At 41.9% G+C, this 16895-nt stretch carries 13 protein-coding genes and 1 other annotated feature (1 of these 14 only partly in view); all 13 genes read left to right on the top strand.

All coding sequences use genetic code 11. The features are described 5' to 3' along the window. Positions 1–79 (top strand) — a binding site (T-box leader); it begins 163 nt to the left of the window's first position. Positions 80–278: 199 nt separating this feature from the next. The 13 genes from ileS to pyrE all read left to right on the top strand — a co-directional run bounded on the left by ileS (position 279) and on the right by pyrE (position 16096). Continuing rightward, positions 279–3041, top strand: a complete 2763-nt coding sequence (ileS, locus tag AC25Y1_RS04105) for an isoleucine--tRNA ligase (RefSeq protein WP_488146674.1) — start codon at positions 279–281, stop codon at positions 3039–3041. 112 nt (positions 3042–3153) lie between these two features. Further along, positions 3154–3630 (top strand): signal peptidase II, encoded by a 477-nt coding sequence (gene lspA / locus AC25Y1_RS04100; RefSeq protein ID WP_488146673.1) that lies wholly within the window; start codon positions 3154–3156, stop codon positions 3628–3630. Then, on the top strand, positions 3631–4557 hold the full coding sequence (locus AC25Y1_RS04095; RefSeq protein ID WP_488146672.1) for an RluA family pseudouridine synthase: 927 nt from the start codon (positions 3631–3633) through the stop codon (positions 4555–4557). 192 nt (positions 4558–4749) lie between these two features. Then, entirely contained in the window at positions 4750–5295 is a 546-nt protein-coding gene (gene pyrR / locus AC25Y1_RS04090) for a bifunctional pyr operon transcriptional regulator/uracil phosphoribosyltransferase PyrR (RefSeq protein ID WP_488146671.1), read from the top strand. 24 nt (positions 5296–5319) lie between these two features. Next, positions 5320–6606 carry a uracil-xanthine permease family protein gene (locus AC25Y1_RS04085; RefSeq protein ID WP_488146670.1) on the top strand — a complete coding sequence of 429 codons (1287 nt, stop codon included), beginning with the start codon at positions 5320–5322 and terminating at the stop codon, positions 6604–6606. A 24-nt stretch (positions 6607–6630) separates the two neighbouring features. Then, positions 6631–7509 (top strand): aspartate carbamoyltransferase catalytic subunit, encoded by an 879-nt coding sequence (locus tag AC25Y1_RS04080; RefSeq protein WP_488146669.1) that lies wholly within the window; start codon positions 6631–6633, stop codon positions 7507–7509. 1 nt (position 7510) lies between these two features. Further along, a complete protein-coding gene (locus AC25Y1_RS04075; protein ID WP_488146668.1) occupies positions 7511–8791 on the top strand; it encodes a dihydroorotase in 1281 nt (426 codons plus the stop codon). Further along, the gene (locus tag AC25Y1_RS04070; RefSeq protein WP_488146667.1) at positions 8788–9888 is read left to right on the top strand and encodes a carbamoyl phosphate synthase small subunit; all 1101 of its coding nucleotides are present in this window, start codon (positions 8788–8790) and stop codon (positions 9886–9888) included. The genes AC25Y1_RS04075 and AC25Y1_RS04070 overlap by 4 nt, the downstream gene beginning before the upstream one ends. Next, entirely contained in the window at positions 9881–13078 is a 3198-nt protein-coding gene (carB, locus tag AC25Y1_RS04065) for a carbamoyl-phosphate synthase large subunit (RefSeq protein ID WP_488146666.1), read from the top strand. The genes AC25Y1_RS04070 and carB overlap by 8 nt, the downstream gene beginning before the upstream one ends. Then, positions 13075–13851: a dihydroorotate dehydrogenase electron transfer subunit gene (locus AC25Y1_RS04060; RefSeq protein WP_488146665.1), complete on the top strand. Its 777-nt coding sequence runs from the start codon at positions 13075–13077 to the stop codon at positions 13849–13851. The genes carB and AC25Y1_RS04060 overlap by 4 nt, the downstream gene beginning before the upstream one ends. After that, the gene (locus tag AC25Y1_RS04055) at positions 13848–14762 is read left to right on the top strand and encodes a dihydroorotate dehydrogenase (RefSeq protein ID WP_488146664.1); all 915 of its coding nucleotides are present in this window, start codon (positions 13848–13850) and stop codon (positions 14760–14762) included. The genes AC25Y1_RS04060 and AC25Y1_RS04055 overlap by 4 nt, the downstream gene beginning before the upstream one ends. Then, positions 14759–15469 (top strand): orotidine-5'-phosphate decarboxylase, encoded by a 711-nt coding sequence (pyrF, locus tag AC25Y1_RS04050; protein ID WP_488146663.1) that lies wholly within the window; start codon positions 14759–14761, stop codon positions 15467–15469. Before AC25Y1_RS04055 ends, pyrF begins: the two co-directional genes overlap by 4 nt. Then, positions 15470–16096 carry an orotate phosphoribosyltransferase gene (gene pyrE, locus AC25Y1_RS04045; RefSeq protein ID WP_488146662.1) on the top strand — a complete coding sequence of 209 codons (627 nt, stop codon included), beginning with the start codon at positions 15470–15472 and terminating at the stop codon, positions 16094–16096. Positions 16097–16895: the final 799 nt, after the last annotated feature.

Below are 16895 nucleotides of genomic sequence, written 5' to 3'. Positions count from 1 at the left end.
ATGCCTCCGTTATGGTAGCTGAGTGGCAACATTTTTTGTTGCAAGTAGGGTGGTATCGCGAGTAGTCCTCGTCCCTTTTTTTAGGGACGGGGTTTTTTTATTTTATCCCGCATTAACGGGCAGTTAGACTCCCGGCCCAAGACTAAAGTAATACGAAAAGAAGATGGGTGGGAGTCAACTGCCCGTAAAAGCCCGATTGGTTCAACTAACAATCCGTGGGGGATGAAGAAAACCCCCACGGATTGAAGTTTCACTTTATTTTATAAGGAGGATTTTTAATGGATTACAAAGATACATTATTGATGCCGAATACGAAGTTTCCAATGCGCGGGAATTTGCCGAACAAAGAGCCGGAAATGCAAGCGAAATGGGAAGAGATGGATATTTATGGGAAGGTGCAAGAACGCACAAAAGATCGACCGTTTTTTCTCTTGCATGATGGGCCACCGTACGCGAATGGCGATTTACACATGGGGCACGCACTTAACAAAGTTCTAAAGGACATGATTGTTCGTCATAAATCAATGACAGGCTTTAACGCGCCGTATGTTCCCGGCTGGGATACACACGGACTCCCTATTGAGCAAGCACTCGTTAATACGGGTGTGAAGCGCGAGGAACATTCAATTGCAGAGTTCCGTAAAATGTGTGAAGAATACGCATATAATCAAATCAACAATCAACGTACTCAATTTAAAAGAATTGGTGTGCGTGGTGATTGGGATAATCCATATATTACATTGAAACCTGAATTTGAAGCACGTCAAATCCAAGTTTTTGGTGAGATGGCTAGAAAAGGTTATATTTATAAAGGCTTACGCCCAGTTTACTGGTCACCTTCAAGTGAATCTGCATTAGCAGAAGCGGAAATCGAATATCAAGACAAACGATCACCTTCAATCTACGTAAGTTTTCCAGTAAGAGATGGACGTGGCGTACTTGAAAATGATGTACAGTTCTTAATCTGGACAACAACTCCTTGGACGATTCCAGCTAACCTTGGAATTACAGTCCATCCAGAATTTAATTATATTATTGTTAAAGTTGGAGAGGAAAAGTTTCTGATTGCTGAAGATTTACTGTCATTTGTGGCTGAAGAGCTTAGTTGGGAAGACTACTCCGTTGAACGTGTACTAAAAGGTGAAAAATTAGATCGTATCGTCGCGAAGCATCCAATATATGATCGCGATTCCCTCATCATGTTAGGGGATCACGTCACAATCGATGCAGGAACGGGTTGCGTTCATACAGCACCAGGTCACGGGGAAGAAGACTTTTATGTATCCAGAACTTATGGCATTGATGCATTATGTCCTGTCGATGACAAGGGTGTAATGACAGATGAAGCACCAGGATTTGAAGGGTTATTCTACGATGATGCAAACAAAGCAGTATCAGATGCGTTAGATAAAGTCGGCGCACTTAAAAAGCTATCATTTGTCACTCACTCGTATCCGCATGATTGGAGAACAAAGAAACCTGTTATTTACCGTGCTACCGCACAATGGTTTGCTTCTATTGAATCATTCAGGGATGATTTGTTAACCGCAATTAAAGAAACAAAATTTACACCATCATGGGGAGAAACGCGCCTTTACAACATGGTACGTGACCGTGGAGACTGGTGTATTTCACGCCAGCGTGTTTGGGGCGTACCTATACCTGTATTTTACGCGGAGAATGGTGATTCGATTATTACTGACGAAACAATTGCACGTGTTTCTGAATTATTCCGTGAGCATGGTTCTAATATTTGGTTTGAATGGGATACGAAAGATCTGCTGCCAGAAGGTTTTGTGCATGAAGGTAGCCCGAACGGCGTATTCACTAAAGAAACCGATATTATGGATGTTTGGTTTGACTCGGGTTCATCCCATCAAGGTGTTCTAGAAGAGCGAGATAATCTTGCTTATCCTGCAGATTTGTACTTGGAAGGATCGGATCAGTACCGCGGATGGTTTAACTCATCACTTACGACAAGCGTAGCCATTAATGGTCATGCGCCGTACAAAGGGTTATTAAGCCATGGATTTACACTTGATGGTAAAGGCCGTAAGATGAGTAAATCTGTTGGAAATGTCATTGTCCCAGCGAAAGTAATGAACCAATTTGGTGCTGAAATTCTTCGCCTATGGGTTGCTTCTGTGGACTATACTGCAGATGTTCGCGTTTCGGATTCAAACTTTAAACAAGTTGGAGAAGTATATAGAAAAATTCGTAACACATTCCGTTTTATTCACGGAAATACGTCAGATTTCAACCCGAATACGGACAGCGTCGCATTTGAGGATTTACGTCCGGTTGATCAATATGTCTATGTAGAGCTTCAAGATTTGATCAAAGAAGTTCGCGGAGCATATGAAGACTATGAATTTGCGAGTGTTTATCATGCTGTGAATAATTTCTGTACGGGTATTCTAAGCTCATTCTATTTGGATATTGCAAAAGACGTTGTTTATATTGAAAACAAAGAACATTTACATCGCCGCTCCATGCAGACAGTGATGTATGAATCATTGCTTGCATTAGTAAAATTATTAGCACCAATCCTTCCGCATACAGCAGACGAAATGTGGTCACATCTGGAACATGTAGAAGAAGAAAGTGTACAACTGACAGATATGCCAGAAGTACAGGACCTTGGCGAGAAAGTTGCAGAATTGAAAGCACGTTTCGCAACATTAATGCTCGTTCGAGACGATGTGCTAAAAGCGCTTGAAGTTGCACGAAACGACAAAGGCATCGGAAAGTCACTAGAGGCAAAAGTGACCATTTTCGTTCCAGAAACATTAAATGATATTTTTAAAGCAGACGATATCGATTACGCGCAATTCTTCATCGTATCTAAATTCGTCGAAGGTGACGCATCGGCTATTCCCGAAAACGCACTTAAACTAGATATGGTAAGTGTGCTCGTGGAACAAGCAGACGGTGAAAAATGTGATCGTTGCTGGACAATTTCTGAAACAGTCGGTGAGGATGAAGCACATCCAGAAATCTGTACGCGTTGTGCCGAAGTAGTCAAAAACTATTATTCATAAGTACTTGAATTATCAATGGACAGTTGTGGCAGTCTTTCTATGACGATTGCTGCAACTGTTTCTTTTTTTGTGGTAATATTAAAAGTGAATCTGTTGACAGGAGTTGTCGGTCTTGCTTATTTATTATGCATTGGCGGTTGTTATTATAGTAGCCGATCAAGTAACAAAATGGCTCGTTGTAAAAAATATGCAATTGGGCGAAAGAATTACAATTATTGAACCATATTTCGGACTTTATTCACATCGAAACAAAGGCGCTGCTTGGGGAATGTTAGAAGGACAAATGTGGTTATTTTACATTGTAACAGTAGTGGTTGTTGCAGGAATTATTTACTACTTTCATAAAGAAGCACGTGGACATAAACTTTTTAGCATTAGTTTAATGTTACTTCTCGGAGGCGCAATTGGTAATTTTATCGACCGTCTATTTAGAGGAGAGGTTGTTGATTTTGTCTCTGTTTTAATCCCGTTGATCAATTACGATTTCCCAATATTTAATGTCGCTGATGCCGCATTGTCAATCGGCGTAGCGATACTCATCATTCATATTTTACTGGATGAAAAAAAGAACAAGAAAAAGGTGTCGTAAATGGAAATTATTCGAATCGAAATAACAGAAGAAGACGAAGGTAGCCGTATTGACAAAGTATTGTCAACGAGCCGACCAGATTTATCTCGAACTCAAATCCAACAATGGATAAAAGAGGGAGATATTTTAGTTAATAAGAAAATAGTTAAACCTAATTATCGTGTAAAGACTGGTGATTTGCTAACTGTTGATGAACCCGAACCTGAGGAACTTGATATCACAGCTGAGGATTTGGGGTTAGATATTGTTTATGAAGACACGGATGTTCTCGTTGTCAATAAACCGCGCGGAATGGTCGTGCATCCTGCAAAGTCACATGCGAGTGGCACACTTGTAAATGGGCTAATGTTTCATTGCAAGGATTTGTCCGGGATAAACGGCATACTACGCCCAGGTATTGTCCATCGTACTGATAAAGACACGTCAGGATTATTAATGGTGGCAAAAAATGATAAAGCACATATTTCGTTAGTTAATCAACTCGTTGCAAAATCCGTGAAAAGAGTCTACACAGCGCTCGTCCATGGGCATATTCCACATGATAACGGGACAATCGATGCGCCAATCGGACGTGATAGCCGCGATAGACAGAGCATGACTGTGACGGATAAAGGGAAAGATGCAATCACTCACTTTAAAGTACTTGAACGCTTCGGCGAATATACACTTGTTGAATGTACTTTGGAAACAGGTAGAACGCATCAAATTCGTGTCCATATGAAATATATTGGCCATCCACTAGTCGGGGATCCAAAGTATGGTCAAGCAGAAACAATCGATTTTGGCGGTCAAGTACTTCATGCGGGAACACTGGGTTTCAAACATCCAATCACTGAAGAATATCTGGAGTATACGATAGAGCCACCAGCAGATTTTCAAAAGTTGGTTGAAAACATTCGTAATAACGTTGACATTTTAGAAAAGTAAAAGTATACTACTAAAAAGCAATCAAATAGCGATACCTTTAAAATCAGTCCAGAGAGGCTGGGAAGGTTGCACGGAAAGTACAGCGGCATTGCTGCGCGCATTTTGCTGTACATTTTTTCTGCAAGTCTACCCTCCCGCCTTAACTGGCAGGGAGGTTTTTTGTTTTTATCTCATTAACAAGGAGGAAGCCAAATGACAGAAAAAGCAAATATTCTCGATGAACAAGCAATTGGACGGGCTTTGACGAGAATTGCACACGAAATTATTGAAAAAAATAAGGGCATTGATGATTGTATTCTGGTTGGTATCAAGACAAGAGGTGCGTATCTTGCAGACCGACTCGCTAAAAAAATAGAACAAATTGAAGGCAAGAAGATTCGAGCGGGTGAACTTGATATCACACTCTACCGTGATGATTTGCAAACAAAACATGCTGATAGTGAGCCTCGTGTACATCAAGTTGACATTGCGCATGATGTCAATGAACGAAAAGTCGTTCTTGTCGACGATGTACTTTATACAGGACGAACAGTTCGGGCTGCGATGGATGCAGTAATGGATTTAGGTAGACCGTCACAAATTCAATTAGCGGTGCTAGTCGACCGGGGTCATCGTGAATTACCAATTCGACCGGATTTTGTTGGAAAAAACATTCCGACATCAAATATAGAACGGGTTGTTGTGAATTTGCACGAAACTGATGATGAAGATAGTGTCACAATTCATTCAAAAAAATAAAGAAACTGTATGGGGGAATTATGAATGAGCGACAAGGTATTAGATGTACATGAAAAACCAACGTCAGGTAAATGGCTGACACTCAGCTTACAGCATATGTTTGCAATGTTCGGAGCAACAATTCTTGTTCCGCAACTTGTCGGATTGAGCCCGGCGATTGCACTATTAACGAGTGGAATCGCGACAATTGTGTTCATATTGGTTACACGTTTTCAAGTTCCCGCTTATTTAGGTTCTTCATTCGCCTTTATTATACCGATTCAAGTAGCCACAGCGAGTGGCGGGATCGGAAGTGCAATGATCGGGAGCATGTTTGTCGCTCTTGTCTATGCGATTGTCTCGCTATTAATTTGGAAAACAGGGTATAAGTGGATCATGAAATTATTACCGCCAATCGTGGTGGGACCCGTTATTATGGTCATTGGACTCGCGCTAGCCCCTACAGCAGTAGGAATGGCAAGCACGATTGACGTGGATGGGGAAGCGGTTTACAACTTGCTCCACTTTTCTGCAGCGATTGTAACATTAGCTTCAGCCGTCATCTGTATTATGTTTTTTAAAGGCATAATAAGCCTGATGCCTATCCTAATTGGTATCGTAGTGGGCTATATCTACTCGGCGGCTATAGGAATTTTGGACTTTTCAAAAGTACTGGAAGCAAAATGGTTTGAGATTCCTGAAATGCTCATCCCTGGTATTGATTATTCATTTGTAGTAACTCCAACGCTTCTCTTTATCATGGTGCCAATCGCCATCGTTACGATTTCTGAGCATATCGGGCATCAACTCGTTCTTGGTCGAATCGTAGATCGAAATTACATAGAAAATCCAGGGTTGAACCGCTCTTTGCTCGGAGACGGTCTTGGTACATTGATAAGTGGATTGATCGGTGGTCCACCGAAAACAACATATGGTGAAAATATTGGTGTTCTTGCGTTAACACGCGTATACAGCATTTACGTCATTATAGGCGCAGCAGTTTTCGCGATTTTGTTCTCATTCTTAGGGAAAGTCATGGCAATGATTGCCACGATTCCAGCAGCAGTTCTCGGCGGAATATCCATCCTGTTATTCGGAATTATCGCTTCATCTGGACTTCGCATGCTCGTAGATCATAAAATCGACTTTGGGAACCAACGCAATTTAGTTATCTCATCTGTCATTCTAGTGATTGGAATTGGAGGCGCAACAATTAAATTCAGTGAGACCTTCGAAATTGAAGGAATGGCCCTTGCAGCAATCGTCGGTGTTTTACTAAACTTAGTATTGCCCGGGAAAACTGAGGAAAAGTTAACAGACGAAACTGAGTAAAGTGGTACAAGGAGGATCAGCCCAATGAATGATTTAGTGTCAATGAAACAATTAAGTGAAACTGAAATACTAGCAATTCTCGATCGGGCCCAAAACTTTGAAGAATACGGCGCACGTGAATTACCTAGAAAATACACAGTTTCCAATTTATTTTTCGAACCAAGCACACGGACAAAAACTAGTTTTGAAGTTGCAGAACGAAAGCTTGGCATTGATGTTGTTCCGTTTGAATCAGGATTTTCCAGTACGGTTAAAGGTGAAACGCTTTACGATACAGTAAAAACACTAGAGTCAATTGGTATCGATGCCCTTGTCATTCGACATCCAGAGGTTGGGTATTACGAACAGCTACTGGGCAAGACAAACATTTCTATCATTAATGGTGGAGATGGGGCCGGTCAACATCCAACACAGTCACTCCTTGATTTGTATACCATCCGTGAAGAGTTCGGTTCATTCGAAGGATTGAACATCGTCATTGCAGGCGATATTACCCATAGCCGTGTTGCTAAATCGAATGCAGACGCGTTAATCAGACTAGGTGCGAATGTAACTTTCCTTTGCCCCGCTGAGTGGGCTGGTGAATTTGAAGCCGTTCACGAATGGAATGATAAACTATTAACAAGCGATGTCATTATGCTTCTTCGTGTACAACATGAACGACATGATGGAAAATCAACATTTACAAAAGAAAGTTATCATCATCAATACGGGCTCACAATCGAACGCGCAAGAAAAATGAAAGAAAATGCAATTATTATGCATCCAGCACCATTCAATCGTGGTGTTGAAATAGATGGAGATTTAATAGAATGTCCAAAATCAAGGATTTTCAAGCAAATGGAAAATGGTGTATATATTCGAATGGCAGTACTAGAATTGATTCTAAATGGGAGGAATTAACATGGGAAAACTAATTCAAGAAGTACAACTACTAAATGCTGACGGGGAACTAATCACGCGAGATGTAAGAATCACAGGTGAAAAAGTCTCGGAAATCGGCGAGCAACTAGAAGTCAGGAATTCACAAATCATTGACGGAAAAGGTCTTTTCCTTTCACCGGGATTTGTAGATGTTCATGTCCATTTACGTGAACCGGGCGGGGAACATAAAGAAACGATTAAAAGTGGAACGCTTGCAGCGGCAAAAGGCGGCTATACAACAATCTGTCCAATGCCAAATACAAGACCAGTGCCAGATACGATAGAAAACTTGACACATGTTAATAAATTAATAGAAGAAAATGCACTCATACGCGTTCTCCCATATGCATCCATCACGATCCGTGAGGCTGGAAAAGAACGAACAAATCTAGCCGAATTAAAAGAACATGGTGCATTCGCATTTACAGATGACGGTGTAGGCGTCCAAGAAGCGGGTATGATGTATGAAGCGATGCAAGACGCGGCGAAAATCGGCATGGCAATTGTTGCCCATTGTGAAGACAACACACTCATTTACGGTGGGGCACTACATGAAGGAAACCGAAATAAAGAACTGGGTCTTCCCGGAATTCCATCTATTGCTGAATCTGTACATATTGCACGTGACGTTTTACTCGCAGAAGCTGCGGGTGCACATTATCATGTTTGCCACGTAAGCACGAAAGAATCTGTCCGAGTCATTCGCGACGCAAAAAATGCAGGAATTCATGTAACAGCTGAAGTGAGTCCTCACCATCTTCTTTTATCAGAAAATGATATTCCAGGGGACGATGCAGACTGGAAAATGAACCCACCACTGCGCGGGGAAGATGATTTGCAAGCACTTCGTGAAGGGTTACTAGACGGTACACTCGACGTAATTGCGACGGATCATGCACCGCATACAGCAGAAGAAAAAGCAGCTGGGACAAAAACAGCACCTTTCGGAATTACTGGATTGGAAACAGCATTTCCCCTTCTCTATACAAACTTTGTTAAAAAAGGGACTTGGACACTACAACAATTAGTAGATTGGATGACAAAAAAACCTGCTGAAATCTTTGACTTGCCGTACGGCAGACTTGAAGTTGGTTCAACTGCAGACCTTGTTTTAATCGATTTAAATAAAGAACAAGAAATTGACAGAGAAACTTTCGTCTCAAAAGGAAAGAACACACCATTTGATGGCTGGGTATGCGCTGGATGGCCTGTGAAAACAATATTTGAAGGAAATATCGTTTGGGAGGATGGAAAGCTATGAAAAAAAGAATGCTGATTTTGGAAGACGGCACCACTTTTATTGGAAAAGCATTTGGTTCAGATGAAGCTTCAATTGGAGAGACAGTTTTCACTACAGGAATGACTGGATATCAAGAAGCGATTTCAAATCCATCTAATTGCGGTCAAATGATTGTTATGACGTATCCACTAATCGGAAACTACGGGATAAACCGCGACGACTTCGAATCGATCGAACCTGCAATGAACGGGCTCATCATTCGTGAACTTACAGAAGAACCTTCGAACTTCAGAAGTGATATGTCATTGGGTGAGTTGCTAACAATGAAAGGTATTCCTGGAATACAAGGCATTGATACAAGAAAATTAACACGTATTCTCCGTGAAAAAGGGCCATTAAAAGGACTTCTTACAGCAGCTGATGAAGAAATCGACACGGCTAAAGAAATTGAGCGTGTAAAAGCTTATCAACTCCCGACAAACCTAGTGGCTAGAGTCTCTACAAAGCGCCCTTATCCTAGTCCTGGTCGAGGTGAACGTGTTGTCGTCATCGATTATGGCATGAAGCACGGTATTTTAAGAGAATTGAACAAGCGCGACTGTGACGTGATTGTTGTTCCATACAATTCAACTGCAGTGGAAATTCAGTCTTTGTATCCAGATGGTATTGTACTAACGAATGGTCCGGGAAATCCAGAAGACGTGGAAGGTGCAGTCGATACGATTAAAGAATTACTTGGAGAAGCACCCATCTTCGGAATTGGACTGGGTCATCAATTACTCGCCCTTTCAACTGGCGCAAGCATTATAAAATTAAAAAACAGCCATAGCGGTAGTAATTATCCAGTGAAAGACTTACAAACGGGTCGTACAGAACTTACAGCACAAAACCACGGTTATGCGGTAGATGAGTCATCACTGGAAGGTACGGGCCTTCACGTAACCCATAGAGGTCTTAACGATGATTCGATAGAGGGCTTAGAAGGTACAGACCATAAAGCTTTTTCAGTCCAATTTTATCCTGAAGCTTCACCTGGACCGGAAGATGCCAATCATGTATTTGATCGTTTTACTAAACTAATGAAAACGAACAACCGAAAGGAGCAATCCAATGCCTAAACGTAATGATATCGAAACAATTTTAGTAATCGGTTCTGGACCAATTGTTATTGGCCAGGCTGCTGAATTTGACTATGCAGGCACACAAGCTTGCCTGTCGTTAAAAGAAGAAGGGTACCGAGTTATTTTGATCAACTCCAACCCTGCAACAATCATGACAGACACAGAAATTGCTGACAAAGTATATATTGAGCCAATCACGCTTGAATTCGTCAGTCGAATCATTCGAAAAGAACGTCCGGATGCGCTATTAGCAACAATGGGTGGTCAAACAGGCCTGAATATGGCAATCGAACTACATAACTCAGGAATATTAGATGAGCTAAATATCGAAATTCTCGGCACAAAACTAGATGCCATTCACCAGGCGGAAGACCGTGATCTATTTCGAACGCTGATGAATGAACTCGGGGAACCTGTTCCTGAAAGTGATATTATCCACAATCTAGATGAAGCATTTGCATTCGTAAATAGAGTTGGTTATCCAGTCATTGTTCGACCTGCTTTCACACTAGGTGGAACAGGTGGTGGGATTTGTGAAAACGATAAAGAGTTAATAGAAATTGTTGCAAATGGTCTGAAAGCAAGTCCGGTTACACAATGTCTTCTAGAAATGTCAATTGCCGGCTACAAGGAAATTGAATATGAAGTAATGCGTGACTCTGCAGATAATGCGATCGTCGTTTGTAATATGGAAAATATTGATGCTGTTGGTATCCATACTGGTGATTCTATCGTAACTGCACCTTGCCAAACACTGACAGATCGTGAAAATCAAATGTTGCGAAATGTATCCTTGAAAATCATTCGCGAATTAGGGATTGAAGGTGGCTGTAACGTTCAACTTGCATTGGATCCTCATAGTTTTAACTACTATATTATCGAGGTCAATCCACGTGTCAGTCGTTCATCTGCACTTGCTTCCAAAGCGACAGGCTACCCAATCGCAAAATTAGCAGCGAAAATTGCAGTTGGTTTGACGCTGGACGAAATGATGAACCCAGTAACAGGTACAACTTATGCTTGTTTTGAACCATCACTTGATTATGTGGTGACGAAAATTCCACGTTGGCCTTTTGATAAGTTTGAATCAGCAAAACGAAACTTGGGCACACAGATGAAAGCAACTGGCGAAGTAATGGCCATTGGTCGGACATTTGAAGAGTCAATCTTGAAAGCCGTTCGTTCCCTAGAAATTGGTCAATTCGATTTATCTTTAAAAGATGGTTCGACAATGACAGATGAGTGGATTGAAAAAAGAATTCGCCGAGCTGGTGATGAAAGACTGTTTTTCATCGGGGAAGCAATGCGTAGAGGGGTTACAGTAGAGACACTACATGAGTGGAGTATGATTGATAAATTCTTCTTACGTAAATTCGAAAACATTATTAAGTATGAAGACGTTGTTGCAGCAAATCCTTTCGATCAAGAAACGCTATATGAAGCCAAGCGTATGGGCTTTTCAGATGTTGCGCTTGCGAAACTATGGAATACAAAAGAAATCGAACTATATAACTTACGTAAAGAACTCGGGATTGTTCCGGTTTATAAAAAAGTTGATACATGCGCCGGAGAATATGAGTCGGACACGCCGTATTTTTACGGAACCTACGAAGATGAGAATGAATCCACTCGAACAGATAAGAAAAGTGTCATCGTACTTGGTTCTGGGCCGATACGAATTGGTCAAGGGGTCGAATTTGATTATGCAACTGTCCACTCTGTTTGGGCAATCCAAGAATCTGGCTATGAAGCGATCATTATCAATAATAATCCAGAAACAGTTTCAACTGATTTCTCAATATCAGATAAACTCTATTTCGAACCGCTAACGTTGGAAGACGTTATGAGTATAGTAGACCTTGAACAACCAGAAGGGGTCATCGTACAATTCGGTGGACAAACTGCAATCAATCTTGCAGAAGGGCTTGAAGCACGTGGCGTTAAAATTTTGGGCACATCACTCGAAGACACAGACCGTGCAGAAAATCGAAATAAATTCGAACGTGCACTCCGTGATATTAACGTACCGCAGCCACTCGGAAAAACTGCAGTCAACGTTCCAGAAGCCGTTGCAATTGCTAATGAAATCGGATATCCCGTCTTAGTCAGACCTTCTTATGTACTCGGTGGCCGTGCGATGGAAATCGTTTATGTCGAAGAGGAACTGATTTATTATATGGAACATGCGGTTGTTGCAAGTCCAGATCAGCCCGTTTTAATCGATCGATATTTAACTGGAACTGAAATTGAAGTAGATGCAATTAGCGATGGACAAAACGTGCTCATTCCAGGAATTATGGAACATATTGAACGTGCTGGGGTTCACTCTGGAGATTCAATTGCTGTCTTCCCACCGCAAAACTTATCGAACAAACATGTAGAGACAATTAAAGATTATACAACGAGGCTTGCACAAGGATTAAATATTATTGGACTTCTTAATATCCAGTACGTCATTTCTAAAGATGAAGTATATGTAATTGAAGTGAATCCACGATCAAGCCGAACTGTTCCGTTCCTAAGTAAAATTACAAATATCCCGATGGCAAATATTGCGACGAAGGCTATTCTTGGACAGACAATAATCGAGCAAGGATATCCGGTAGGGCTTGCGGTAGCGCCTGAAGGTGTATATGTAAAAGTTCCAGTATTTTCATTTGAAAAACTTGGTCGGGTTGATATCACACTTGGACCTGAAATGAAGTCTACAGGTGAGGTAATGGGGAAAGATGTAACACTCGAAAAAGCATTATATAAAGGGCTCATAGCATCTGGAATGGAAATAAAAGAATATGGATCTGTGCTAATGACAGTATCTGACAAAGATAAAGAAGAAATTGTGGGGATCGCTAAACGGTTTACGAATATCGGTTATCGACTTCTGGCAACGGCTGGAACAGCAAAAGTAATAAAGGATGCGGGAATTCGAGTTGAAATGGTCGATAAGATTGGTTCGGAAGGTCCGACACTTCTTGATGTCATTCAAGAAGGAGAAGCTCAACTCGTTATTAATACACTAACAAAAGGAAAGCAGCCTGAACGAGATGGGTTCCGTATTCGCAGACAAACAGTCGAGAATGGAATTCCATGTTTCACATCATTAGACACCGCGAATGCATTGCTTCATGTGATCGAATCGATGACATTCCAAACTGAAGAAATGGTAAAGCATGAGGTGCGCGTATGATCATCCAAGACAAAATGATTGTGAAATCTCAAAAAGAAATCGCAAAAAATATTTTTGAGATGACGCTATCAGGAAAACTTGTTCATGAAATTACGTCGCCAGGTCAATTTGTTCATATTCGTGTTAGTGACTCTTACGAAATGTTACTAAGAAGACCCATTTCAATTGCTTCGATTAATGAAGAGGCAAATGAATTTACAATCATATACCGTGCAGAGGGGCAAGGAACGAAAGCTCTTGCCACTAAACGGGAAGGCGATATCGTCGATGTTTTAGGTCCATTAGGAAATGGTTTTCCAATTGAAGAAACAAAGGCTGGTGAAACAGCCTTTCTAATAGGCGGTGGTATAGGCGTACCACCACTCTATGAACTATCAAAACAATTAACAGCAAAAGGGGTAACTTGTGTCCACGTGCTCGGTTTTCAATCTGAAGATGTCGTTTTTTACAATGAAGCGTTCGCTGCACTCGGTGAAACGCATATTGTAACCGTTGACGGCACGGCTGGAACACAAGGGTTTGTGACAAATGTTATGGAAGAGTTAGGAACTGATTTTTCTACTTATTACAGTTGCGGGCCAATGCCAATGTTAAACGCTGTTGAAAAAATGTACGAAGGTAAAAAAGGGTTTCTTTCATTCGAACAACGAATGGGTTGTGGCGTTGGCGCATGCTTTGCATGTGTTTGTGAAACAACAGAAGGCTCGGAGAAGAATTATATTAAAGTTTGCTCCGATGGTCCGGTATTTCCAGCAGGGGTGGTGGCAATATGAATAGACTTTCAGTAGATTTACCTGGATTACAGTTGAAAAACCCGATTATGCCAGCATCCGGTTGTTTTGGGTTTGGAAAAGAGTACGGGAAGCTCTATGATTTATCAATCTTAGGAGCAATTATGATTAAAGCGACAACGCTTGAAACGAGACTTGGAAATCCCACACCGCGTGTTGCGGAAACTTCTTCTGGCATGCTTAATGCAATCGGACTTCAAAATCCGGGATTACAAGGCGTGATGGAAGGTGAACTTCCATGGTTAAAACAGTTTGATGTTCCAATCATCGCGAACGTCGCAGGAACAGAAACCGCTGATTATGTGGAAGTTGCAAAAATGATTTCCACTGCACCAAATGTTCATGCACTTGAATTAAACATTTCTTGTCCCAACGTCAAAGAAGGCGGGATTACATTTGGAACTGATCCGAAAATCGCGAAAGAATTAACAGCCGCGGTGAAAGCAGTCTCACAGGTTCCAGTTTACGTAAAATTATCACCTAACGTCACAGATATAAAAGAAATTGCCATCGCCGTCGAAGAAGGTGGTGCCGATGGGATTACAATGATCAATACGCTTCTTGGCATGCGACTCGATGAAAAAACAGGAAAACCGATAATCGCGAACAAAACTGGCGGCTTATCAGGACCTGCCATTAAACCTGTTGCGATAAAAATGGTGCATGAAGTTAGCCAGGTCGTCAATATTCCAATTATCGGTATGGGTGGAGTAACAAATACCCAGGATGTCATCGACTTTCTCTCTGCAGGTGCAAGTGCAGTTGCAGTAGGAACAGCGAACTTTGTAAATCCTTTTATTTGCCCGACAATTATTGAAGAATTACCAGCGAAATTAGACGAGCTTGGGATCAATCACATTTCTGAATTAGTAGGAAGGAGCCAGCGATTTTGAAGAAATCACCGATAATTGCACTTGATTTTCATTCGGCAGATGAGGCATTTACATTTTTACAACCATTTGATCAAAGTGTAAATGTGAAGGTAGGCATGCAACTTTATTATAAAGAAGGTCCTGCAATCGCCCTGAAGTTAAAAGAAAAAGGCTATGGCGTTTTTCTTGATTTAAAACTCCATGATATTCCGAATACGGTGAAATCAGCGATGGAAGTGCTGGCTGGATTTGGTGTTGACCTTGTCAATGTACATGCCGCCGGTGGCAAAATAATGATGGAGGCGGCACTAGAAGGTCTCGATAAAGGTACAAGAGCGGGACTACGACGCCCATCTATCATCGGGGTAACCCAATTGACTTCAACGGATGAGCGCCAAGTTCGAGAAGAGCAATTAATAGATACTTCTTTAGAAAATTCGGTTTTACATTATGCACGATTGACACAGCAGGCAGGACTTGACGGCGTTGTATGTTCTGTCCTAGAAGCATCTGCCATTTCACAAAGTTGTGGAGCAGAATTTTTTAAAGTGACACCTGGAATTCGACTTGCAGATAATGCAAAAAATGACCAAGTAAGAATTGCAACACCAGAAGAAGCACGACTTTCTGGCTCGACTCATATCGTAGTTGGCCGTGCAATTACAGGAGCACAAGATCCATACGAAGCTTACGAATTAATTACTTCACAGTGGGAAGGACTGAAATAAATGGTGAAAAAGGAAATTGCAGAAATTCTATTGAATGTGGGTGCCGTTGAAATCAATCCCAACGAACCATTTACTTGGGCATCCGGTATTGAATCCCCAATTTATTGTGATAACCGACTAACGATGTCTGACCCAGTAGGACGCAAACAAATCGCTGAAGGACTCGCGAATTTGATCCGTACGAATTACCCGGAGACAACAGTCATCGCCGGGACAGCAACAGCTGGAATCCCACATGCTGCGTGGGTAGCGGATATTCTTGGTTTGCCGATGGTTTACGTTCGGTCATCAGCTAAAGGACACGGAAGAAGTCGTCAAATTGAAGGGGAAATCAATAGCGGCGATAAAGCAATTATTGTCGAAGATTTAGTTTCAACCGGTGGCAGTAGTTTAAATGCTGCAACGGCACTTCGCTCTGAAGATATCGAAGTTACAGGGATTGTATCAATCTTTACATATGAATTAAAGAAAGCAGATGTTGCTTTCAAAGCTGAAAACTTAACATACGAAAGCTTAACAAATTTTGAAGCATTAATCGAAGTGTCAAAAGAAAAAGGGGCAATTGATGAAAATTCAATTAGCAGCTTGCTTGAATGGCATGGTAAGTTAAAAGAAGGAAAACTATAAACGATTAGATGGGCGTCCAAGAAAGTCCTTGGACGCCCATTTTCTGTTTTCTGGTATCATCTTCTAAACATGTCGCGTAACGGTAAGAAAGAACGGTTTCGACTCGATACGGGAATAACGGCTGGGGCAACGAGCACAACCAACCGCGCACCGGGAGCAAACCTTAACGCAACGAGAATAAAAAATGGTGCGGTCCCGAAACGGGAATAACGAATGGCGCAACGAGCACAACCACCCCCGCACCGGGAGCAAACCTCAACACAACGGGAATAAACAACGGAATCGACCCAATACGAGCATAAGCGTTGGAGCAACGAGCACAACCAGCCCCACACCGAGAGCAAACCGCAACGCAACGTGAATAAACAACGGAATCGACCCGATACGAGCATAAACGTTGGAGCAACGAGCACAACCAGCCCCGCACCGAGAGCAAACCGCAACGCAACGTGAATAAACAACGGAGTCTGCCCGATACGAGCATAAGCGTTGGAGCAACGAGCACAACCAGCCCCACACCGAGAGCAAACCGCAACGCAACGTGAATAAACAGCGGAATCTGCCTGATACGAGCATAAACGTTGGAGCAACGAGCATAACCAACCCCGCACCGAGAGTAAACCGCAACGCAACGGGAATAAAAAACGGAATCGACCCGTTACGAGCATAAACGTTGGAGCAATGAGCACAACCAGCCCCGTACCGAGAGCAAACCGCAACGCAACGGGAATAAACAACGGAATCGACCCGATACGAGCATAAACGTTGGAGCAACGAGCACAACCAGCCCCGCACCGAG

It is taken from the genome of Sporosarcina sp. Y1009, assembly GCF_057669865.1.
The sequence above is the reverse complement of the archived record's forward strand: the minus strand, read 5'-3'. Positions and strand labels throughout refer to the sequence as shown.